At 67.9% G+C, this 21,843-nt stretch carries 12 protein-coding genes; 9 read left to right on the top strand and 3 right to left on the bottom strand.

Annotated features, from left to right (window positions below):
- The first annotated feature begins 477 nt into the window (after positions 1 to 477).
- From pks2 to AU195_RS24630, 4 genes are all read left to right on the top strand, one after another.
- Positions 478 to 6,750, top strand: coding sequence for a sulfolipid-1 biosynthesis phthioceranic/hydroxyphthioceranic acid synthase (pks2, locus tag AU195_RS24645; RefSeq protein WP_059161638.1), 6,273 nt, complete (start codon positions 478 to 480; stop codon positions 6,748 to 6,750).
- 61 nt (positions 6,751 to 6,811) lie between these two features.
- Positions 6,812 to 8,278, top strand: a complete 1,467-nt coding sequence (locus AU195_RS24640; protein WP_059161637.1) for a condensation domain-containing protein — start codon at positions 6,812 to 6,814, stop codon at positions 8,276 to 8,278.
- Positions 8,278 to 9,675 carry a hypothetical protein gene (locus AU195_RS24635; RefSeq protein WP_059161636.1) on the top strand — a complete coding sequence of 466 codons (1,398 nt, stop codon included), beginning with the start codon at positions 8,278 to 8,280 and terminating at the stop codon, positions 9,673 to 9,675. Before AU195_RS24640 ends, AU195_RS24635 begins: the two co-directional genes overlap by 1 nt.
- A gap of 13 nt (positions 9,676 to 9,688) precedes the next feature.
- Positions 9,689 to 11,077 carry a hypothetical protein gene (locus tag AU195_RS24630; protein WP_059161635.1) on the top strand — a complete coding sequence of 463 codons (1,389 nt, stop codon included), beginning with the start codon at positions 9,689 to 9,691 and terminating at the stop codon, positions 11,075 to 11,077.
- Here AU195_RS24630 and AU195_RS24625 read toward each other — a convergent pair.
- The gene (locus AU195_RS24625; RefSeq protein WP_059161634.1) at positions 11,059 to 12,324 is read right to left on the bottom strand and encodes a glycosyltransferase; all 1,266 of its coding nucleotides are present in this window, start codon (positions 12,322 to 12,324) and stop codon (positions 11,059 to 11,061) included. The genes AU195_RS24630 and AU195_RS24625 overlap by 19 nt on opposite strands.
- A gap of 158 nt (positions 12,325 to 12,482) precedes the next feature.
- Between AU195_RS24625 and AU195_RS24620 the strand changes: the two genes are divergently transcribed.
- The 5 genes from AU195_RS24620 to AU195_RS24600 all read left to right on the top strand — a co-directional run bounded on the left by AU195_RS24620 (position 12,483) and on the right by AU195_RS24600 (position 20,075).
- A complete protein-coding gene (locus AU195_RS24620; RefSeq protein ID WP_059161633.1) occupies positions 12,483 to 15,671 on the top strand; it encodes an MMPL/RND family transporter in 3,189 nt (1,062 codons plus the stop codon).
- 154 nt (positions 15,672 to 15,825) lie between these two features.
- A complete protein-coding gene (locus tag AU195_RS24615; protein WP_059161632.1) occupies positions 15,826 to 17,148 on the top strand; it encodes a UDP-glucose dehydrogenase family protein in 1,323 nt (440 codons plus the stop codon).
- 66 nt (positions 17,149 to 17,214) lie between these two features.
- On the top strand, positions 17,215 to 18,177 hold the full coding sequence (locus AU195_RS24610; protein WP_059161631.1) for a polysaccharide pyruvyl transferase family protein: 963 nt from the start codon (positions 17,215 to 17,217) through the stop codon (positions 18,175 to 18,177).
- 11 nt (positions 18,178 to 18,188) lie between these two features.
- A complete protein-coding gene (locus tag AU195_RS24605) occupies positions 18,189 to 19,082 on the top strand; it encodes a glycosyltransferase family 2 protein (protein WP_059161630.1) in 894 nt (297 codons plus the stop codon).
- 57 nt (positions 19,083 to 19,139) lie between these two features.
- Positions 19,140 to 20,075, top strand: coding sequence for a glycosyltransferase family 2 protein (locus AU195_RS24600; protein WP_059161629.1), 936 nt, complete (start codon positions 19,140 to 19,142; stop codon positions 20,073 to 20,075).
- Between the two features lie 40 nt (positions 20,076 to 20,115).
- On the opposite strand, the gene AU195_RS24595 is transcribed toward AU195_RS24600, so the two are convergent.
- The gene (locus AU195_RS24595) at positions 20,116 to 21,351 is read right to left on the bottom strand and encodes an HTTM domain-containing protein (RefSeq protein ID WP_157531255.1); all 1,236 of its coding nucleotides are present in this window, start codon (positions 21,349 to 21,351) and stop codon (positions 20,116 to 20,118) included.
- Positions 21,348 to 21,803: a hypothetical protein gene (locus AU195_RS24590; protein WP_286149479.1), complete on the bottom strand. Its 456-nt coding sequence runs from the start codon at positions 21,801 to 21,803 to the stop codon at positions 21,348 to 21,350. Before AU195_RS24590 ends, AU195_RS24595 begins: the two co-directional genes overlap by 4 nt.
- Positions 21,804 to 21,843 lie beyond the last annotated feature (40 nt).

The raw sequence follows: 21,843 nt of genomic DNA, 5'->3' as shown, positions 1-21,843 counted from the left end.
CGCTGTGCGCTGCTGAAACAAGATCACGCACGGCCGGCCGGCGCCGCTCACCCCGTGCGAACTAGCCCCGCGGGTTCAATCGCAGCAACGACAGCAGAGGGTCGCTTGGAGTTTGCTGAGTTCTTGCGTAGCGAAAAACCTGAGAGGAACCCAAGAGCCTGCCAAGATTGACATTAGAGTCAAAAAACGAAGTAACTGCAGGTCAAAGCGCTGCAACCTGAGGAAACTGCGATCTTGTCCTTGCTCGTGTAACGTTTTGGCCGCGGACATTGATCTAGCAACAGCCGAGGGGGATTTGCTCGGTACTTGCACCGGAGTCGGCGCGAGCGGTTACGCTCCGACTCGGCGCCACCGAAGGGCCGTAGAGATACAGAGGGGAGCGGACGGAGCACGCCGAAAAGTGCTGGATTTCCGAAACCATCGATTTTCATCCGTCCCGAAACTTCCGTATCCCGTTTTCAGAAGAGGTTTGCACACGTGGTCGATGCACCGGTCACTCCCATCGCCGTCATCGGAATGGCCTGCCGGCTGCCCGGGGGAATCGACTCTCCCGAGCGGCTGTGGGAGGCGCTGCTGCGCGGAGACGACTTCGTCACCGAGGTGCCGCTGGACCGATGGGACGCCGAAGAGTATTACGACCCCGAGCCCGGCGTTCCGGGCCGATCGGTGTCGAAGTGGGGCGCCTTCCTCGACGATGTGGCCGGCTTCGACGCCGAGTTCTTCGGCATCAGCGAGCGCGAGGCGACGGCCATCGACCCGCAGCACCGGCTGCTGCTCGAGACCGCCTGGGAAGCCGTCGAGCACGCCGGCATCGATCCCGCCGCCCTGCACGAATCGCTGACCGGCGTCTTCATCGGTATGACGCATGGTGACTACCAGCTCGTGGCCGCCGACGCCAACGCCATCGAGGGGCCCTACGGCTTCACCGGCAACAACTACAGCCTCGCCTCCGGACGCATCTCCTACGCCATGGGCCTGCACGGACCGGCGTACACCGTCGACTCCGCCTGCTCGTCGAGCCTCCTGGCGGTCCACATGGCCTGCCGCAGCCTCCACGACGGCGAGAGCGACATGGCGCTCGCGGGCGGCGTCTCGGTCATGCTCGAGCCGCGCAAGATGTCCTCCGGCTCCGCCCAGGGCATGCTCTCGCCCACCGGCCACTGCCACGCCTTCGACGTCGACGCCGACGGGTTCGTCTCCGGTGAGGCCTCGGTGATCCTCATGTTCAAGCGGCTCGCGGACGCCCAGCGCGACGGGGACCGCATCCTGGCCGTGGTGAAGGGCTCGGCCGCCAACCAGGACGGCCACACCGTCAACATCGCCACGCCGTCCCGGGACGCCCAGGTCTCGGTCTACCGGTCGGCACTGGCCGCTGCCGGCATGGATCCGACGACGGTCGGCTTGGTCGAGGCGCACGGCACCGGAACCCCGGTCGGCGACCCGATCGAGTACGCGAGCCTCGCGCAGGTGTACGGCACCGACGCGCCGTGCGCGCTCGGCGCGGTGAAGACCAACTTCGGCCACGGCCAGTCCGCCTCCGGAGCCGTCGGCATGATGAAGGCGATCCTGGCCCTGCAGCACGCCACCGTCCCGCAGAACCTGCACTACACCCGTATGCCGGACGAGATGGCGCGCATCAGCACCAACCTGTTCGTCCCGCAGGAGATCACCCCCTGGCCGCTCGGTGACCAGCAGCCGCGGCGCGCAGCGGTCTCCTCCTACGGACTCTCCGGCACCAACGTGCACACCGTCCTCGAGCAGGCCCCGAAGGCGCCGGCGCCGGTCATCGAGGCAGGCGACAAGGCGATGCTCTTCCCGCTGTCGGCCACCTCCGCCGAAGAACTGCGGCGCACCGCCGCACGCCTCGCCGACTGGGTCGACGCCCAGTCCGACGGGGACCTGCGCGACCTCGCCTACACGCTGGCGCGCCGCCGTGGGCACCGCCCGGTGCGCACCAGCGTCAGCGCCGGCACCCGCGAAGAGCTCATCAAGGCGCTCCGCGAGATCGCCGACGGGGAGACGCCGTACGAGCCCGCCGTCGCCAAGGGCGAGCGCGGTCCGGTCTGGGTGTTCTCCGGTCAGGGCTCGCAGTGGGCCGGGATGGGCAAGGGTCTGCTGGCCACCGAGCCGGTGTTCGCCGCCGCCGTGGCCGAACTGGAGCCGCTGATCGCCCGTGAGTCCGGGTTCTCGGTCACCGAGGCGATGTCCGCGCCGGAGAAGGTCACCGGAATCGACCGCGTACAGCCCACGGTGTTCGCCGTGCAGGTCGCGCTCGCGGCCACCATGAAGTCCTACGGGGTGACCCCCGGCGCGGTGATCGGCCACTCGATGGGGGAGTCGGCCGCGGCTGTCGTCGCCGGCGGCCTGTCCCTCGAGGACGGTGCCAAGGTGATCTGCCGCCGGTCGAAGCTGATGGCGCGCATCGCCGGTTCCGGTGCGATGGCATCGGTGGAACTGCCTGCGCAGCAGGTGCTTTCGGAGCTGGCCGCCCGCGGTATCAGCGATGTGGTGCTCTCCGTCGTCGCCTCTCCGCAGTCCACCGTCGTCGGTGGCGCCAAAGAGGCGATCCGCGAACTCGTCGCCGAGTGGGACGCGCGCGGTGTCATGGCCCGCGAGGTCGCCGTCGACGTGGCGTCGCATTCGCCGCAGGTCGACCCGATCCTCGACGAGCTCACCGAGGTGCTCGAGGACATCGAGCCGATGGAGCCCGAGATTCCGTATTACTCGGCCACGCTTTACGATCCGCGCGATCCGGCCGAGTTCGACGCCTACTACTGGGTGGACAACCTGCGGCACGCCGTGCGTTTCTCCGCGGCCGTGCAGGCGGCGCTCGAAGACGGGTTCCGGGTGTTCGGCGAGCTCGCCCCGCACCCGCTGCTGACCCACGCCGTCGATCAGACCGGCCGCAGCCTCGACATGAGCCTGGCGGCGCTGGCCGCGATGCGCCGTGAGCAGGATTCCCCCGACGGTCTGCTGGGCTTCGTCGCCGACGTCCACAACGCCGGTGGGGCAGTGGACTTCTCGATCATCTACCCCGACGGCCGTCTGGTCGACGCACCGCTGCCCACCTGGACCCACGTCCACCTGCTGCTGACCCGCGACGGCCAGGAGCAGGCGCAGGGCGGCTCCACGGTGGCGGTGCACCCACTGCTCGGCGCCCACGTGCGTCTCCCGGAGGAGCCCGAGCGCCATGTGTGGCAGGTCGACGTGGGCACCGCGACCCAGCCGTGGCTGGGCGACCACCAGGTGCACAACGTCGCGGCGCTGCCCGGAGCGGCGTACTGCGAGATGGCACTCGCCGCCTCGCGCACCGTCTTCGGCGACTCCGCCGAGGTCCGCGACATCACGTTCGAGGCGATGCTGCTTCTCGAGGACCAGACGCCGGTCTCGTCGGTCGCCACCGTGAAACGGCCCGGTGTGGCCGACTTCGTGGTCGAGACCTACGACGAGGGCGCCGAGGTGCGCAGGGCCACCGCCGTGCTCCACGGCGACGACACCGCCGCGACGCCCCCCGCCCACGACGTCGACGACCTGCTCACCGCCCATCCCGAGCGGCGCGAAGGCGCCGACCTGCACGCCTGGTTCGCCGAGCGCGGTATCTCCTACGGGCAGGCGTTCTCCGGGCTGGTCGCGGCCCACACCCGCGACGACGGCGGCAACACCGTCCTCGCCGAGGTGGCGCTGCCCGGCTCGATCCGCTCCCAGCAGGGCGCCTACGGCATCCACCCCGCGCTGCTCGACGCCTGCTTCCAGGCGGTCGGTGCGCATTCCGCCCTGCAGGCGGACGTCACCGGAACGCTGATGCTCCCGCTCGGAGTGCGCCGGCTCAGTGCGCACGCCTCCATGCGCAATGCGCACTACTGCTACGTCACGGTCACCAACGTCAGCGCCGCCGCGGTCGAGGCCGATATCGAGGTGCTCGACGAGGAGGGTGCGGTCCTGCTCACCGTGGAGGGTCTCCGCCTCGGCAGCGGCGCCACCGCGGGCGGACAGCGGGAGCGGCTGCTCAACGAGCGGCTGCTGACCATCGACTGGCGTACCCAGGACCGGCCGGAGGCCGACCTCGTGGACGCGGGGCGCTGGCTGCTGATCGCCACCTCGGCCGACGCGCAGCCGCAGGCCGCCCGGTTGTCCGACGCGCTCGGCGGTGCCGACGCCACGGTCACCACGACGGTGTGGCCCGCCGACGCCGATCAGGCCGCGGTCGCCGCACAGGTGCGCGACCGGCTCACCGCCGACCACCACAGCGGTGTGGTCGTGGTGACCGCGCCCGCGGCCTCGGGTGACGACGCACCGGCCGAGGGGGCCGAGCACGTCCGCCATCTGGTCCGCATCGCGCGGGAACTGCCCGAGATCCCCGGCGAGCCGCCGCGGCTGTTCGTGCTGACCCACAACGCGCAGACCGTGCTCGCCGACGACGTCGCCAACCTCGGACAGGCGGGCCTGCGCGGGCTGCTGCGGGTGCTGGCGATGGAGCATCCGGCGCTGCGCCCGACGCAGGTCGACCTCGACGACGCCACCGATGCCGCCGCGGTCGCCGCGCAGCTGCTCTCCGGTTCGGAGGAAGACGAAACCGCTTGGCGCGGTGGCGAATTCCACGTCGCCCGGCTGGCGCTGAGCCCGCTGCGCCCCGAGGAGCGCCGCACCACCGTGGTGAACCACGAAACCGACGGCGTGCGTCTGCAGATCCGCACCCCCGGCGACCTGGAGTCGCTGGAACTGGCCGCGTTCGACCGGGTCCCGCCGGGTCCGGGTGAGATCGAGGTCTCGGTGACGGCGTCGAACCTCAACTTCGCCGACGTGCTCGTCGCCTATGGCCGCTACCCGAGCTTCGAGGGTCGGCTGCCGAAGCTGGGCGCCGATTTCGCCGGTGTGGTCACCGGCGTCGGACCCGGTGTCACCGAACACCAGGTGGGCGACCGGGTCGCGGGAATCTCGGCCAACGGCGCCTGGGCCACGTTCGTCACCTGTGACGCCAACCTCGCGGTCAAGCTGCCCGCCGGCGTTCCCGAGGACCGGGCGGCCGCGGTGCCCAGCGCGCACGCCACCGCCTGGTACGGCCTGCACGACTTGGCCCGCATCGGCGCCCGCGACAAGGTGCTCATCCATTCCGCGACCGGCGGTGTCGGACAGGCCGCGGTCGCGATCGCCAAGGCCGCGGGTGCGGAGATCTACGCCACCGCCGGTAGCCCGGAGCGACGGAAGATGCTGCGGGACATGGGGATCGAGCATATCTACGACTCCCGCAGCACCGCCTTCGCCGACGAGATCCGAGAGGATACGGCCGGCTACGGCGTGGACATCGTGCTGAACTCGCTGCCGGGCGCCGCGCAGCGCGCGGGCCTGGAACTGCTGTCCTTCGGTGGCCGCTTCGTCGAGATCGGCAAGCGCGACATCTACGGCGACAGCAAGATGGGCCTGTTCCCGTTCCGGCGCAACCTGGCCTTCTACGCGGTGGACCTGGCGCTGCTGACGCTGACCAACCCGGACATCCTGCGCCGCCTGCTGGAGACGGTCTACCAGCAGATCGCCGACGGTGTGCTGCCGCTGCCGGAGACCACGCACTACCCGCTGGCCGACGGTGCGACCGCGATCCGCGTGATGGGTGCGGCCGGCCACACCGGCAAGCTCGTGCTCGACGTCCCGCACACCGGGCAGAGCACCGCCGTGGTGCCGCCGGAGAACGCCGAGGCATTCCGCGGCGACGGCGCGTACGTCGTCACCGGCGGCATGGGCGGGCTCGGCCTGTTCCTGGCCGAGAAGATGGCTGCGGCGGGGTGCGGCCGGATCGTGCTCAACGGCCGCTCGGCGCCGGGAGCGGAAGCGGCGGCTGTGATCGACCGCATCCGCGCCGGCGGCACGGAGGTCGAGGTGACGCTGGGCGACATCGCCGATCCGGCCACCGCCGGCCGCGTGACCGCCGCGGCGAACGCCACCGGCCTGCCGGTGCGCGGCGTGCTGCACGCCGCCGCCGTCGTCGAGGACGCGACCCTGCCCAACATCACCGACGAGTTGATCGACCGCGACTGGGCGCCGAAGGTGTACGGCGCCTGGAATCTGCACACGGCGCTGCAGGATTCGGGGCAGGGCGACCGTCTGGACTGGTTCTGCTCGTTCTCGTCGGCCGCCGCGATGGTCGGGTCGCCCGGACAGGGCGCCTACGCCGCGGCCAACAGCTGGCTCGATGCGTTCACGCACTGGCGCCGCGCGCAGGGACTGCCCGCCTCGGCGATCGCCTGGGGTGCCTGGGCCGAGATCGGCAAGGGCCAGGGGATGGCCGAGGACACCGCGATGGCGATCCTGCCCGACGACGGTGCCGACGCCTTCGACGCGCTGCTGCGCCACAACCGTGGTTACAGCGGGTACGCGCCGGTCGCCGGTGCCCCGTGGCTGACGGCGTTCGCGCAGACCAGCAAGTTCGCCGAGGCGTTCGCGTCGATCGGCCAGGGCAACGCAGGCACCAGCGCGTTCCTCACCGAGCTCTACGAGCTGCCGCAGGAGGAGTGGCCGGGTCGGCTGCGCAAACTGGTCGCCGACCAGATCGGGCTGATCCTGCGCCGGTCGGTCGACTCGGACCGGCCGCTGTCCGAATACGGCTTGGACTCGCTCGGCACGTTGGAAGTGCGTACGCGCATCGAGAACGAGACAGGTATCCGCATCGGATCGACCGACATCACCACGGTCCGGGCGCTGGCTCAGCGCCTCGCCGACACGCTCGCCGGTGATGCGGCCACATCGAGTTCGTCGTGAGGGCGGCTCACATGGCGTCGACGAAGTCGCCCGGGAACACACACGAAGCACGGGAGGTCTGATGGTTGCCATCAAAGCGATCCATGACTGGATCGGCGCCCCGGGTACGCTCGTCTCCTGGAATCCGTCGGCGACGTCGCTGGCCAAGATGCAGGACGCGCCGATCAGCCCGGTGCCGGTCAGTTATCAACAGGAGCAACACATCCGGGGTTACCGGAAGCACCTGTCGCAGGGCACCGACATGGCCCGCCTGAACATCCCGGCCTGGGACATGCCCGGTCAGTGCGACCTGCGCGCGATGACCCATGTCATCAACGCCTACATCCGCAGGCACGACACGTACCACAGCCGGTTCGAGATCACCGATGCCGACGAGGTCGTACGGCGCACGATCGGCAATCCGCGTGACATCAAGTTCGTGCCCACCCAGCACGGCGAGGTGACCGCCGACCAGTGGCGCCGGCACGTGCTGTCCACCCCGGATCCGTTGCAGTGGAACTGCTTCCACTTCGGCATCATTCAGCGTGCGGACCACTTCACGTTCTACATCAGCGTCGACCACGTGCACACCGACGCGATGTTCATGGGACTGGTGCTCGTCGAGATCCACATGATGTACGCCACGCTCGTCGGCGGCGGGGCGCCGCTGAAGCTGCCCGATGCCGGCAGCTACGACGACTACTGCCTCCGTCAGCGCGAGTACACCGATTCGCTCACCCTCGGGTCGCCCGAGGTGCAGGACTGGGTGCGGTTCGCCCAGAACAACGGTGGCACACTGCCGCACTTCCCGCTCCCGCTCGGCGATCCGGCCGAACCCTGCTCCGGAGAACTGCTCACCGTCCGACTGCTCGACAAGCAGCAGGGCGAGCGGTTCGAGGCGGCCTGCAACGCCGCCGACGCGCGGTTCATCGGTGGCGTGTTCGCCTGCGCCGCACTGACCGATCACGAGTTCACCGGCAACAGCGACTACCACATCATCACGCCCACGACCACCAGGCGTACTCCGGCCGAGTTCATGACCACGGGCTGGTTCACCGGTCTGGTGCCGGTCACGGTGTCGGTGGACCGCAACAGCTTCGGGGACACCGCCCGGTCGGCGCAGAAGTCCTTCGACTCCGGGCTCGATCTCGCGCATGTGCCGTTCGAGCGGGTGCTCGAACTCGCCGAGTCGGTGGGTGTGCGGCCCGCCGATCCTGGCGTGCCGATGGTGTCCTATCTCGACGCCGGGCTGCCGCCGCTGTCGCCGAGCGTCATCGCCCAGTGGGAAGGGATGAACGGCAAGGTCTACAGCGACGCGCGCGCGGCCTTCCAGGTCGGTATGTGGGTCAACCGCACCGAGCGGGAAACGACTGTGACCGTTGCGTTCCCGGACAATCCGACCGCCAGGGAGTCGATCAACCGGTATCTGCAGGTGATGATGTCGTGGTACCTGCGCGTGGCGGACGGTGGCGCGGCCGGACCACTGGCCGGTCGGCACGCCGCCGCCGTGCGGCGTCGCGACGAATTGGTTCCCGTAGTCGGAGGTTGATGTTGTCGACGCAGATCAGGCCGGTGCGCAGGCCTTTTCGCGGTCTCGCGGCCAAACTCGACGAGCGGCCCGACGAGCGGCTCTCGTATCTCGACCAAGCGCTGTTCCTCGGTCTGCGGGCGACGGGACAGGCCGCTGTCATGCAGTGCGTGTGGGTCTACGAGCACGCCGTCGACTTCGACGGTCTGCGCCGGTTCCACCGCAACTTCGGCTACGGGTTGGCGGGACGGCGCATCGAACCGTCGCCGCTGCCGTTCGGTCGGCACCGCTGGGTCTCCTCGCTCGGCCCGCCGTCGAGCATGCACATCGAGCAGACGCCCCGTCCCCGTGCGGAACTGAGCGACTGGATCGACGAGCGCGCACAGTTGCCGGTCGATCCGGAGTGGGGTCCGGCCTGGCACATGGGCGTGCTCCCGATGACAGACGGGTCCACCGCCATCAGCCTCGTGGGGTCGCACTGCATCGGCGACGGGGGCGGTGCGCTGCTGACGGTCTTCAACGCCGTCACCGGCAACACCCCGGACTTCGGATACCCGATGCCCGGTGCGCGCACCCGGATGCGCGGCATCGCCGCCGACGCCCGGCAGACGTTGCGAGACGCCCCGGAGATCGGGCGGACGCTGGTCGCCGCGGCCAAGCTCGCCTACCGCAGGCGCAAGGACTTCGCCCGGTCGGACAAGGCGACCGCGCTCGTCGGCCGCGACGAACACGTTGTGGTCCCGGCGGTCTCGCTGTTCGTCGACGGCGACGAATGGGATGCGCGGGCCGCCGCGCTGGGCGGCAACAGCTACTCGCTGCTCGCCGGGTTCGCCGCGACGCTCTCGGAGCGGATCGGTCGTCATCAACCCGGTGACGGCTGCGTGCCGTTCATCATCCCGATCAACGACCGCTCTCTCGAGGACACCCGCGCGAACGCGGTGAAGCTGGCCAACGCCAGGATCGACCCGCGCGGGATCACCGGTGACCTCTCCGCCGCGCGGGCGACGATCAAACAGGCGCTCAAGACGATGCGCGACGAACCCGACGAGACGCTGGCGCTTCTCCCGCTGACCCCGTTCATCCCCAAGCGCGCCGTGAAGTCCACGGCCGACGTGGCTTTCGGGTTCTCCGACCTGCCGGTCTCGTGTTCGAACCTGGGCGACCTCCCGCCCGACATCGGCCGCATCGACGGCTCCGACGCCGAATACGTGATCCTGCGCGGGGTGGACCGCTTCATCCCGCGCTCGGTGCTCGAGCAACGCCGTGGTCTGCTCACCGTGATCGGCGCCCGGGTCGGCGACAAGATGTCGATCGCGGTCATCGGGTACCAGCCTGGCGCAACGAACACGAAACCCCGTCTACGCGAACTGACGACCGCGGCGCTGGCGGACTTCGGTCTGACCGCCGCGGTCATCTGAGGGGCTGGTGGCCATGGCGATCCAGACGCGGCCCACCCGGGCGACGGTTGGGCAACCCGAATCCCTTGCCACCCAGGCGCATGACGACCGGCTCGCCTACATCGACCAGGCGGCGTACCTGCAGACGCGGGCGACCGGCATCGGCAAGCTCGCGCAGGCGGTCTGGGTGTACGAGCACCCCGTCGACCACGACGCGCTCGCGCGATTCCACGCGAACCTCGACCACAGCCTGCTCGGCAGACGCATCGAGCCGTCCGTGCTGCCCTTCGGCAGGCACCGCTGGGTCAGTGCGCCCGCTGGGCCGCCCGCGACGTCCCGCACGCGGTCGCGCGCGGACCTCAGCGACTGGATCGACGAACGTTCGGCCGTGCCGATCGACCCGGAGTTCGGGCCGAGCTGGCATCTCGGGATCCTGCCGATGGACGACGGATCGACCGCGATCAGCCTGGCGGCCTCGCACTGCGTCACCGACGGAGTCGGGTTGTTGCGTTCGGTCGCCGACGCCGCCGAGGGCCGCACCCGTCACCTCGGATACGCCTCCGCCCGTTCGCGATCCACGCTCGACGCGGTGCGTTCCGACGTCCGCCGGACGGCGCGCGACCTGCCGGAGGTGGGCCGGACACTGGCCGCGGCGGCCCGGCTGGCCTACCGGCGGCGCCACGAGTTCACGAAGACCGGCGAGACGCGTCCGGCGGTGACCGTCGCCGACGGCGGCGAGCCGGTGACCATCCCGGTGATCAACGCCTTCATCGACGCCTCCCACTGGGACCAGTGCGCGGAGAAACTGAACGGCACGACGTATTCGCTGCTGGCCGGTTTCGCGGCGCGGCTGGCCGAACGCACCGGACGCCACCGTCCTGACGACGGCGCGGTATCGCTGCTGATCGCGATCAGCGAGCGCACCCCCGAGGACACCAGGGCGAACGCCGTTTCGCTGACCAACGCGTGCGTCGACCCGGCGCGGGTGACCTCGGATCTGACGGACTGCCGCACGGCGATCCGGCACGCCATCACGACGCTGCGCGACGTGCCCGACGAGACGTTCGCGCTGCTGCCGCTGAACCCGTTCGTGCCGAAGCGGGCCGTCAGGCGCGCCGCCGACGTCATGTTCGGCGACCTGCCGGTGTCGTGTTCCAATCTCGGCGAGATCGACCTCGCGGTGGGGCGTCCCGACGGCACCGACGCCGAGTACTTCATGCTGCGCGGCGTCGACCAGAACCTGACCCGCGACCAGATCGAACGGGCCGGCGGGCAGCTGGTCGTGGTGAGTGTGCGCCTGGGCGACGTGATCTCGCTCGGCATCGTGTCCTACCAGCCGGGCGCGACCAACACCAAGCGTCATCTGCGCGACCTCACGACGCTGACGCTGGCCGAGTTCGACCTCTACGGCGAGATGGTCTGATCATGCCGGCGCCCCTGACGCGCCGCATCTTCGAGAAGGTCGGCCGCGGTACCCACACTCGTGGCCGGTTTCGTCATCGCCGCGGCGACCTCGCGCGCGCGGTCGACGTACCGCGGGCCGAGCACCCTGCGCAGGGACTGCCCAAGCGATTTGCGTGTGGTGGACGAGAACCGTTGGTAGTCACCGACACCGAGGTGTTTGACCCGCGAACCCCAGATCGGCTGTTCGGCGCCCACCCACAGCACCAGCGTCGGGACGCCGGCGCGGACACCGGCCGCCGTCGTCCCTGCGCCGCCGTGGTGAACCACGGCGCGGCACAACGGGAAGACCGCCGCGTGGTTGACGCTGCGCACGATCTTCACGTGCTCCGCGTGCGGCAGATCGTCGACATCCCACACACCCGAGCAGATCAGCGCCCGCTCGCCGAGATCGGCGCACGCCGCTTCGATCATCGCCACCGCCTCGGCGGGCGACTTCACCGGCATGCTGCCAAATCCGAAGTAGACAGGCGGTGTCCCGGCCGCGATCCAGGACACCACGTCGTCGTCGGCCTCGGTGTTCTTCTCGAGGGTGATGCCGCCCACCAGGGGACGCTGCGGACCCCACTCCTCGGCCAGACCGGGAAAGAAGATCCGGTCGTAGGCCTGGATTTCCAGTGCGCCGCCGTCGATCATGCGCCGCACCGCCCGGGTTCCCGCCTTGGGCAGTCCCAGGTCGCGCCGCTGCTCGTCCTCGGCCTGTTTGAGCACTCGCCAGTGCGCCCACTCACCGACCGCCCACACCGGGCCGACCACCGCCGACGGCAGGGGGACGGGCAGCACCTTGGTGCTCGGACGCACCGGGAAGTAGTGCAGCGCCGCCAGCGGAACCGCGTGCGCCGCAGCGACGTTGGCGGCGAGTTCCTGGTACGTCGTCCCGGTGAGGATCAGGTCGGCGCCGTCGGCGAGCGTGTCGAGCGAACGGCTCATCTCCGCCCAGCCCTCGACGACGTACTCGCGCGCTTCACGCAACACGGTCATCGGGTTGCGCAACCGGTACCACTCCCGGAAGATGTCCGCGTCCAGTTGCTGTTGCGAATCGACGCCGTAGGGGACCGGGACACCGAGTCCGCACTCCTCGACGAAGGTAACGAGGTTGGGCGGCACCGCAGTCCGTACCTCGTGCCCGCGCCGGGCCAGTTCGAGACCGACGGCGGCGCAGGGCTCGACATCGCCACGCGTACCGTGAACGGCCACCACGAATCTCACCGGCGCCCGCCTCGACCGCGCGCGTGTAACGACCAGAAGTGCACACCCGATTACAACATGGATTGTTTCGGTGGGTGCTCGGCGATGAGACCGGCGATGTGCCCTGAGCGCAACTGCGTCAGGGGTTTTGATCTTGTGAGCCGTGTAGCGTGAAAATCATGTTCGATCGCACCAAACTCCGTGGTGCGTTTGCAGACGGGGGACTTCCCCTCCTCGGGCGGTTCATCGTCCGCCATCCGGTCCTCATCATCATCGCCTGGGTCGCGACCGCCGCCGTGTTGTTCCTGCTCATCCCGCCGCTGGCCGTGGTGTCGCAGAAGAACCCACCGGAGTTCCTGCCCAAGGACGCGCCGGTCCAAATCGACAGCCGGGAGATGAGCGAGGCGTTCAAGGGGGCGGAGGAGACCAACACCAGCAACCTCAACGTCGTCATCCTCAGCAACCAGAACGGACTGTCACCCGAGGACGAAGCGACCTACAAGACGCTCGTCGAACGCCTGAAGGCAGACGAAGAGCATGTGATCTCCACCCAGGACTTCGTGACGACTCCCCAACTTCGGGAGGTGATGACCAGCAAGGACGGCAAGGCGTGGAACCTGCCGGTGAGCCTGGTCGGCAGCATGGGTACGCCCAAGGGGCAGGCGGCGTACCGCGCCGCCGGCAAGATCGTCAAGGAGACGACGGACGGCACCTCGTTGCAGGCCAACGTGGTGGGTGCGGCGGCAACGCTGGAGGACATCAACGCGATCGGTGCGCGCGACCAGCGGGTGATCGAGATCGCCACGGTCGGAACCATCCTGACCATCCTGCTGGTGGTCTATCGCAGCATCATCGGGATGTTGATTCCACTGCTGACGATCGGGCTGGCGCTGGGAGTGTCCAACCAGGCGGTGGCCGGACTCGGCGAACTCGGACTCGGACTGGGCCCGCAGACCATCGTCTTGATGACCGGCATGCTGATGGGGGCGGGCACCGACTTCTCGATCTTCTTCTTCAGTCGCTATCACGAACTCATTCGGGAAGGGTTGGAGTCCGACGACGCCATGGTGGGCGCCCTGGTGACGATCGGCAAGGTGGTCGCCGGGTCCGCGGCGACCACGGCAATCGCGTTCCTCGGACTGGCGTTCACCACGCTGGGCGTGTTCGCCACCGTGGGCCCCGCGCTGTCGGTGACGATCGCGATCGGCTTCCTCGCCTCGATCACGCTGCTGCCCTCGCTCATCGTGCTCGCGGGGCGGCGGGGCTGGGTCAATCCTCGCAAGGACCTGACCGGCCGGTTTTGGCGCCGCTCCGGTATCCATATCGTGCGTCGGCCGGTGGTTCATCTGGCCGGGAGCCTTGCCGTGCTCATCGTGCTCGCGGCCTGCGCGAGCTTCATCAAGTTCAACTACGACGATCGCAAGGCGCTGCCCGCCGATTCGGAGAGCAACCGGGCCTACCAGGCGATGGACGACCACTTCCCGATCAGCACGACGATGCAGCAGTTCGTCGTGATCCAGGCGCCCGACCAGGATCTGCGGTCCCCGCGGTCACTGGCCGACATGGAGGAGATGGCGCAGCGCATCGCCGCGCTGCCCGACATCGACATGGTGCGCGGGATCACCCGGCCGACGGGGGAGATGCTCGAACAGGCGAAAGCCACCTACCAGGCCGGTGAGGTGGGCGGAAAGCTCGACGAGGCGTCGACCCTCATCGAGGACAACGACGCCAACCTCAACCGGCTCAGCGGTGGAGCACACCAGCTCGCGGACGTCCTCGACGAGGTTCGCGACGGGGTCGTCGGTGCGGTGGGCAGTGTGCGCGGACTGGCCGGTGCGCTGGACGACATGTCGCGCAAGTACGGCGGCGCCAAGACGCTCGACGAGATCGACCGCACGGCTCGGCTGGTGACCAACATGCGTGACCTCGGCAACGCGATCGGTGTCGACGTCAACCGGATGACCGACATCTACGCGTGGGCCGATCCGGTGCTGCGTTCGCTCGACAACAGCCCGAGTTGCGATGCGGACCCCGAGTGCGTCACCTCGCGAGAGGACATGCGCCGCATCGTCAGCACCCGGGAAAGCCCTTACCTGAACAGCATCTCCGACCTGGGCAGCCAACTGCAGGACACCGAGGGGTATCAGACGCTCGATGAGACCATCCAGGGTCTGAGCAAGAGTCTGAAGACCGCGACCAGCGCAGCCCGGGAACTCGGTCTCGACGAGCCGAACGGGGTGCAGAACAAGATCCGCGAGGTCACCCAGGGCGCGAACACGCTGGCCGATTCGAGCCGCCAACTCGCTGAGGGTGTCCAGCTGCTGGTCGATCAGACCAAGAACATCGGCGGCGGTCTGGACCAGGCGTCGGACTTCCTTCTCGCGATGAAACGCGATGCCGCAGAGCCGAATCAGGCCGGCTTCTACATCCCGCCGCAGGTTCTCACCCAGCCGGAGTTCAAGAAGGCGGCAAATCTGTTCGTCTCGAAGGACGGGCACACCGCGCGTTACCTCGTACAGACGGCGCTGGATCCGTTCGGGACCGAGGCGATGGACCAGGTCGATGACATCATCGCCGCCGCCGAGGGGGCGAGGCCCAACACCACGCTGGCCAACGCGGACATCTCGATGGTGGGCTTCTCGCCAGTGCAGAGCAACCTGCGGGATTACTACAACGGCGACATCCGGTTCATCATCATCTTCACACTTCTGGTGGTGTTCCTGGTCCTGGCCATGCTGCTGCGGGCCATAGTCGCGCCGATCTACCTGGTCGCCTCCGTCGTGCTGTCCTATGTGTCCGCGATCGGGATCGGCGTGCTGTTCTTCCAGTTCATCCTCGGGCAGGAATTGGCCTGGACGGTGCCCGGTATGGCGTTCCTGGTGCTGGTGGCCGTCGGCGCCGACTACAACCTGTTGCTGATCGCGCGGATACGCGAGGAGTCCCGCGACGGGATCCGCACCGGGATCATTCGCACCGTGGGCGCCACAGGTGGCGTGATCACCTCTGCCGGCCTGATTTTCGCGGCGTCGATGCTGTCGCTGACGGTCAGCAGCATCGGGACGGTCATCCAGCTCGGCTTCGTCATCGGCGTCGGGCTCCTGCTCGACACGTTCATCGTCCGCACCGTCACCGTGCCGGCCGCCGCGGTGCTGATCGGTAAGGCGAACTGGTGGCCGTCCAAACCGAAGTACGAGGAGCGGGCGCCGCGGGGTGACGTGACCGACGCGGAAACCGTTCCACTGTTGCCGCGCAGTCCGCGTGCACGGGTGCGCCAGCGTCTCGCCGAGATCACCGAGGCGTACCGGGCGGAGCGGGACGGTCGCACGCCGAAGCAGGTGTCAGAGGCGACAGCTCGCACCGATGGTTAGCATTTCTTCAGGGGGGACATGCGCGTGGATCAGTACACTTCGCGTCGACGACGGGTTCGGGCAGTAGTGGACCTGTCCGCGCTGCGATGAGAGGACACACCGCCGCCGCGCACACAACTTCGAGGAATCGTTTCGAATGGGGGAGGGCCTTTTCATGAGGTTGAGCGTCATCGGCACCGGATACCTTGGCGCCGTCCATGCGGCATGCATGGCTCACCTCGGGCACGAGGTCGTCGCGTTCGACACCGACGCGTCGAAGATCGCCAAGCTCTCCGCAGGTATGTCCCCGCTGTTCGAACCCGGGCTCGACGAACTGCTCACCGCCGAATTGGCCTCGGGTCGGCTCCGATTCACGCAATCACCCGACGAGGCGGTGTCCGGAGCGTCCGTGCACTTCGTCTGCGTCGGCACTCCGCAACTCCCCGATTCCGATGCCGCCGACGTCCGCTTCGTCAACAACGCGGTCGAGATGATCGCGACACATGCCGACGGCGACGGTCTCATCGTCGGGAAGTCGACGGTGCCGGTGGGGACGGCCCAGCGGCTCGAGTCCGAGCTGACCGCGAGGTCGCTGCGACATCGCATCGAAGTGGCGTGGAACCCCGAGTTCCTGCGCGAGGGGAAGGCGATCGAGGACACCTTGCAGCCCGACCGACTGGTGTTCGGCGTCACGTCGGAGTCCGCCGAGAAGACACTGCGCGAGGTGTACGTCGGCCTCCTCGATGCGGGCACGCCGTATCTCACAACAGACCTCGCGACCGCCGAGATGGTCAAGGTCGCGGCCAATTCGTTTCTCGCGACCAAAATCTCGTTCATCAACGCCATGGCCGAGGTGTGTGAAGCGGTCGATGCCGATGTGGTCACCCTCAGCGATGCGCTCGGATACGACAGCCGGATCGGGCGAAGGTTCCTCAATGCGGGCCTCGGTTTCGGTGGTGGCTGTCTCCCGAAGGACATTCGAGCCTTCAGTGCCAGGGCCGGTGAGGTTGGCGCCTCCGCGGCGCTGACCTTCCTGCATGAGGTGGACAAGATCAACATCCGCCGACGCGAGAAGGCGGTGTCTGTGGCGGGGGCGCTCATCGGCGGGGACTTCCTCGGCAAGAACATCGCCGTGCTGGGGGCGGCGTTCAAACCCGACAGCGACGACGTGCGAGACTCGCCGGCTCTCAACGTCGCCGCTGCCATGCACCTCAAGGGATCCTACGTCCGCGTGCACGACCCGAAGGCGATCGCCAACGCCAGATCCCGGTTCCCCACGCTCACCTACTGCGAAAGCGTCGAGGAGGCATGCCGGAACGTCGATCTGATCGTCTTGGCCACAGAATGGGACGAGTACCGCAATCTGGATCCGGTAGCGCTCCGGTCGACCGTCCGAACGCCGTGCCTGTTGGACACGCGCAACGCGCTCGATGCCGACCTCTGGTCGAGCGCCGGTTGGCGGGTCTATGGCATGGGCCGAGGGCAGCTGAATGTCTGACGGGTCGGGCGATGGCACGCTGAAGCCGCATTCGACGCACCTGCGCACCGGACGACAAGGGCGATCTTGACTGAATTCGTCGACCGGGTTCGCGGCCGGCTGATCACCGACCTCAGGGCCATCTTCGCTGGGGTGCCCGAGTGGGACCTGGTCGATTTCCCGCACCACTTCAACTGTGGTGACTCCGCGATCTGGCTCGGGGAGGTCGAGATCGCCGAAGAGTTGGGTGTCAGGGTGGTCTCGGCAACGTCGTCCCCGATGTACCGACGCGACAAGTTGAGGGCCGAGGGGCCCGTCGTCATCCATGGCGGGGGCAACTTCGGCGGCCTCTATCCGCAACACGACGATCTGAGAATCCGTATCATGACCGACTTCCCCACGAGACCGATCGTGCAGATGCCTCAGTCGATCCAACTGACGAACTCCGCCGGACTCGAACGATTGAAGCGCGCGATCGGGCTGCACCGGGATTTCACGCTCCTCGTGCGCGACCGTCGGTCACTCGCGACCGCTCAGCGGGAATTCGATTGCCGCATCGAACTCGTACCCGACGCAGCCTTCGCGCTGGGTGACATCGATCGTCGGCCGGCTGTCGCGGAGGCCGTGCTGCAGGCGCGGCAGGACAAAGAAGCCTCGGACCAAGGAATTTCGGGGCACCCGACCGTTGATTGGAACAGCGCGGGCATCCTCAGTCTTCGCAACGTCGGAAGAAGCGCCGTCACCGTGGCCGGCAAGCTGCCGGCCCCTTCGCTGACGTCGGCGATGGCGAACCGCTTTGCGCGACAGAACCTTCGGTGGGCAATCCGCACCTTGTCGGGCGGGCACGTCCTCGTGACCGATCGACTGCACGGTCACATCATCGCCACGCTCTGCGGAATCGAGCACATCGTGGTGAACGATCGATATGGCAAGGTCCGTGCGCTCTGGGACACCTGGACTCACGACGCGCCGGTGGCGGCCTTCGCTCCGACGTGGAGGGACGCGGAAACCGCCCTGGCGGAACGCCTGAGCCGCCGATCCGCGTCTTGAGTCGGTCCACCGTGAGCAGTCGAGAACGTCAGCTATCGTCACAGCCCGTGGGGGATACGGTCGACGTCAGTGTGGTGATCCCGGTGCGCAACGGGGACCCGTTCATCAGCCAGCAGATCGAAGCGTTACTCGGACAGGAATCGAACGCGACGTTCGAAATAATCGTGGCCGACAACGGGTCGACAGACAACACCGCTCAGATTGCACGAAATCTCGCGGAGCGAGATCCGCGGGTGCGCGTTGTGGACGCATCCCGAGGCACCGGCGTGAACGTGGCCCGGAACGTGGGCGCTCGAGCCGCGAGGGGCCAGGTCATCCTGCTGACCGATGCCGACGACGTCGTGCATCCCGGGTGGGTCCAAGCCTATTGGCGCGTATTCCAGAACGGCGCGCACACGGCCGGTGGCTCCCTGCGTCGGATCCTGAAGGACGGCACGGTGCTCGCCAGCGAATCGAAGTTGTACTCATCGCTGATGACCGGTAGTGCCTACGCGAACGGCACGAACTGTGGGTTCACCCGGGCGGCGTTCGATGCGGTCGGCGGCTTCGACGAAACTCTGATGGGCGGCGCCGACGAGATCGACTTCTTTGCCCGCACCTCCCGCAACGGGTATCAGATGACGTTGGTGCCGGACGCGGTCGTCGACAAGCTTCAGCACACCGACCTGTCGGCGGCCTTCCACCAGCACTTCAACTTCGGCCGCGGCGAAGTCCTTCTGGCCACCAGGTTCAAGCCCTCTATGGTGTCGCTCCCCATGGCGGGGGTCGCCGTCGTCCATGCCCTACTGTGGTTCACCGCGTGGGCCACCGCGGGCCGATTGCGCCGGTGGCGGCGTCCGACAGTGATGCGGGTGGCCTTCGCCTTGGGAATGCTCGTCGAAGAGGTGAAGGTTCTGTCGCGTTGAGCCACGGTCGGACCGCCGATAGGGCGGCGCACACTGGCTGTTCAAGGAGGTTGATCGATGGCTGACTCGACGATCGAGGTCATCATCCCGGTCCGCGACATGGCCGAGCACCTGCCGAAATTGCTCCGACCGCTGACCGACCAGATGGCGGGCGGCGATCGGGTCACGGTCGTCGACGACGCCTCGCGCGACGACACCGAAGCGGTGGCGCGGTCTCTGGGGGCCGATGTCGTGGCGTTGAAAGACAGTCGCGGCCCCTACTACGCGCGCCAGGTCGCGGCGAGCAGATCATCTGCGGACATACTGCTGTTCACCGACGCCCGATGCCGGCCTCTTCCGGGTTTACTCGAGGCGCATCGCAACCTTCAGGGACAACCGGGAGTTGCGTTGTCGTGCACCAATGTCCGCACGTTGGCCGGCTCTACGCCGGCTGCGCGACTGGCCGCCCGTATGCAACCGTTCATGCTTCCGCGCGGTGGCGGGGCGATGAAGGCGACCATCGGCATGGTGCCGCCTCGGCCCGACTACTATCCGACCGCCAACCTCGGTATCGACAGGACCGCATTCGCCAAGGTGGGCGGGTTCAGATCGATGCGCGGCGGCGGCGACACCGACATCTGCTGGCGCATCCAAGAGCAGTCACTGGGCACGATCGCCACCGACACCCGCGTCCTGATGGAGTGGGAGCCGCGTATTTCGATGCGGGACCTGGCAAGCCAATGGAAGCGTTACGGGCACAGCAACGCGTACATGCGCTGGGTGCACCGCAACGACGACGTCAGCAAGGGCGACGCCGCGCTGCGGCGACATTCGCCGATGGAGGCCTGGGGGACGCTTCGAGCCGAACTGCGACGACCGCCGGCCGAACTGGCGGCCACCGCCCTCGTCGGCCTGGCATTTCAGTACGGCTACTTCTCGGCGAAGTTGAAGAGTTCGCAGTTCGAGATGCCGGCGTACTTCGACGTGGCACCGGATCTCGCTCCGCCTGAGTGACCTGGGCACCCCACGGGGTCGATCGCGTGGCCCACGGCGCTCACGGATCGGCGGGCTCGCCGCGGTCTGCGGGGGATCCGCAGGTGGTGTCCCCGGGTCGCCCGGCGCCGGCGTGCTCCGGGCCCGTCGGCACCGCTTCACGGGCTGGTCGGCTGTCGGGGGTTGTATCGCCATCCGCGGCGCGGGGACCACGTCGGGATCGGCGAAGCACAGTTCGTGCTTCGAGGGCCAGATACGTCATTCCGAAGGCCGCGCCGACGAAGATGATGAGGGACAGGTAGAAGCGACTTCCGCCGCTCAGCATCAGGGACCACGTGCCGACTCCGAGTAGCGCCGCGAGCGCCAATAGCAGCGGAAACACGACCCTTCCCGTGGCCGCCCGTCGTACCCGGTCGATGTACGCCGCGACCGGTCTCCCGAATCGCAGCTCACTCATCCGCTGCACGAGGGCGCCCCACGGCACGAACGCTCCATAGGCGATGACCGCGTGACTGAAGGTTATGTTCATGACCAGGTAGACGCCCAGGTGGAAGAGTGTCGCTATCGCCAGCGTGGTACGGAATGCGCGCCACCATGGCAGTGCCAGCAGGATGGCCAGTTCGAACGCGACGGTCGACCAGTCGGCGAGTTCCCAGACGGGCCGGTAGTCGTGCGCAGCGACCCACCCCGCCAGCCAGTTCGTCCGGTCCTGGGTTACGAAGCCGAGCACGAAATAACCACGCGCGGCTTGACTGTCGAACGACAGCCACCCGGTCAAGGCCTTCGTGAGTGCCGCGGTGAAGAAGCCCCATCCGATCAGAAGGCCGAGTAGGCGTAACGGCCACTGCTGTTGTTGCGACGGTGGGCGGCCAGCCCTCAACGCATCAATCGAGTAGCGGTCTCCCCAATTGGCGAAGGCAAGCACCAGTGGGACCAGCACCAGCAGAATCGTGTGGTCGACCTTACCCAAGCTGTAGGTGATGCCGTACGTGGTGATGAGCATCGCCGCTGTGGCGAAAGACGCGAACCTGGTCCACAGGCCGAAGGCGAGCATGACCAGGGCGATCGAACGGAGAACCTCCAACCCGACGAGGATCCCCGGCGACGGGAAGCTCGAGAACAGTTGAATCGGGCCCGTCGGAGGCCTGAACATGAAGTCGGGGTAGTCGCCCAGCCACGCGATGTTCGGGGCGATCATCAGCACACTGACGGCGTAGACGATGCGGTAGATGCCCAGGTCTGCCGGCGTGAACGGCCCGCGTTCCACCCACGAATCGAATTTCTCGGCGATTCTCATCGCGCGTTCCCGAAATCGACGTGGATGGTGCGCGCGGGTTCGTATTCGGTCGCAGACTCATCGGCAGCCTTGTACGTCGCCTTCCGCCAGACTATGTCGAGCCCCGAGACGGCTTGACCGGGAAAGCGTTCGGTGATCCGTGTTTTGAGCCACGCCACCGCCTCGGGGTCGGACGTGAAACTGTCCGTCTTGTAAGCGCTCGTGAATGCGATGAGGCGCACCGACGGCCCGGGGGGCAGCACCGCTTCCGTCGGGACTCGTTGTGTCGTTCCGTTGGCGAACCGGACCAGCAGCTCCGGTTCCTGTGTCGCCGGTTCGCCGGTCTCGAGGAGACAACCCGGGCAGTGGGCCGGAAAGCCGGGCAGGACCAGGGCGGGGTAGGGCTCCATACGATCAATGGCGAAGAGGGCGTATTGCAGCAGCGCGATCCACACGAATGTGGCGGCGAACACGATTCGTACGGTGCGCTTACTGGTCTGCCTCATCGATCCC

The sequence above is a fragment of the Mycobacterium sp. IS-1496 genome, from assembly GCF_001499995.1.
GTDB lineage: Bacteria > Actinomycetota > Actinomycetes > Mycobacteriales > Mycobacteriaceae > Mycobacterium.
This window is presented reverse-complemented; position numbering and strand designations above follow the sequence as displayed.

Coding starts and splice junctions, on each gene's coding strand:
- AU195_RS24640 (WP_059161637.1), top strand. CDS start 6,812: ATGGTTGCCATCAAAGCGATCCATGACTGGATCGGCGCCCCGGGTACG.
- AU195_RS24635 (WP_059161636.1), top strand. CDS start 8,278: ATGTTGTCGACGCAGATCAGGCCGGTGCGCAGGCCTTTTCGCGGTCTC.
- AU195_RS24630 (WP_059161635.1), top strand. CDS start 9,689: ATGGCGATCCAGACGCGGCCCACCCGGGCGACGGTTGGGCAACCCGAA.
- AU195_RS24620 (WP_059161633.1), top strand. CDS start 12,483: ATGTTCGATCGCACCAAACTCCGTGGTGCGTTTGCAGACGGGGGACTT.
- AU195_RS24615 (WP_059161632.1), top strand. CDS start 15,826: ATGAGGTTGAGCGTCATCGGCACCGGATACCTTGGCGCCGTCCATGCG.
- AU195_RS24600 (WP_059161629.1), top strand. CDS start 19,140: ATGGCTGACTCGACGATCGAGGTCATCATCCCGGTCCGCGACATGGCC.
- AU195_RS24595 (WP_157531255.1), bottom strand. CDS start 21,351: ATGAGAATCGCCGAGAAATTCGATTCGTGGGTGGAACGCGGGCCGTTC.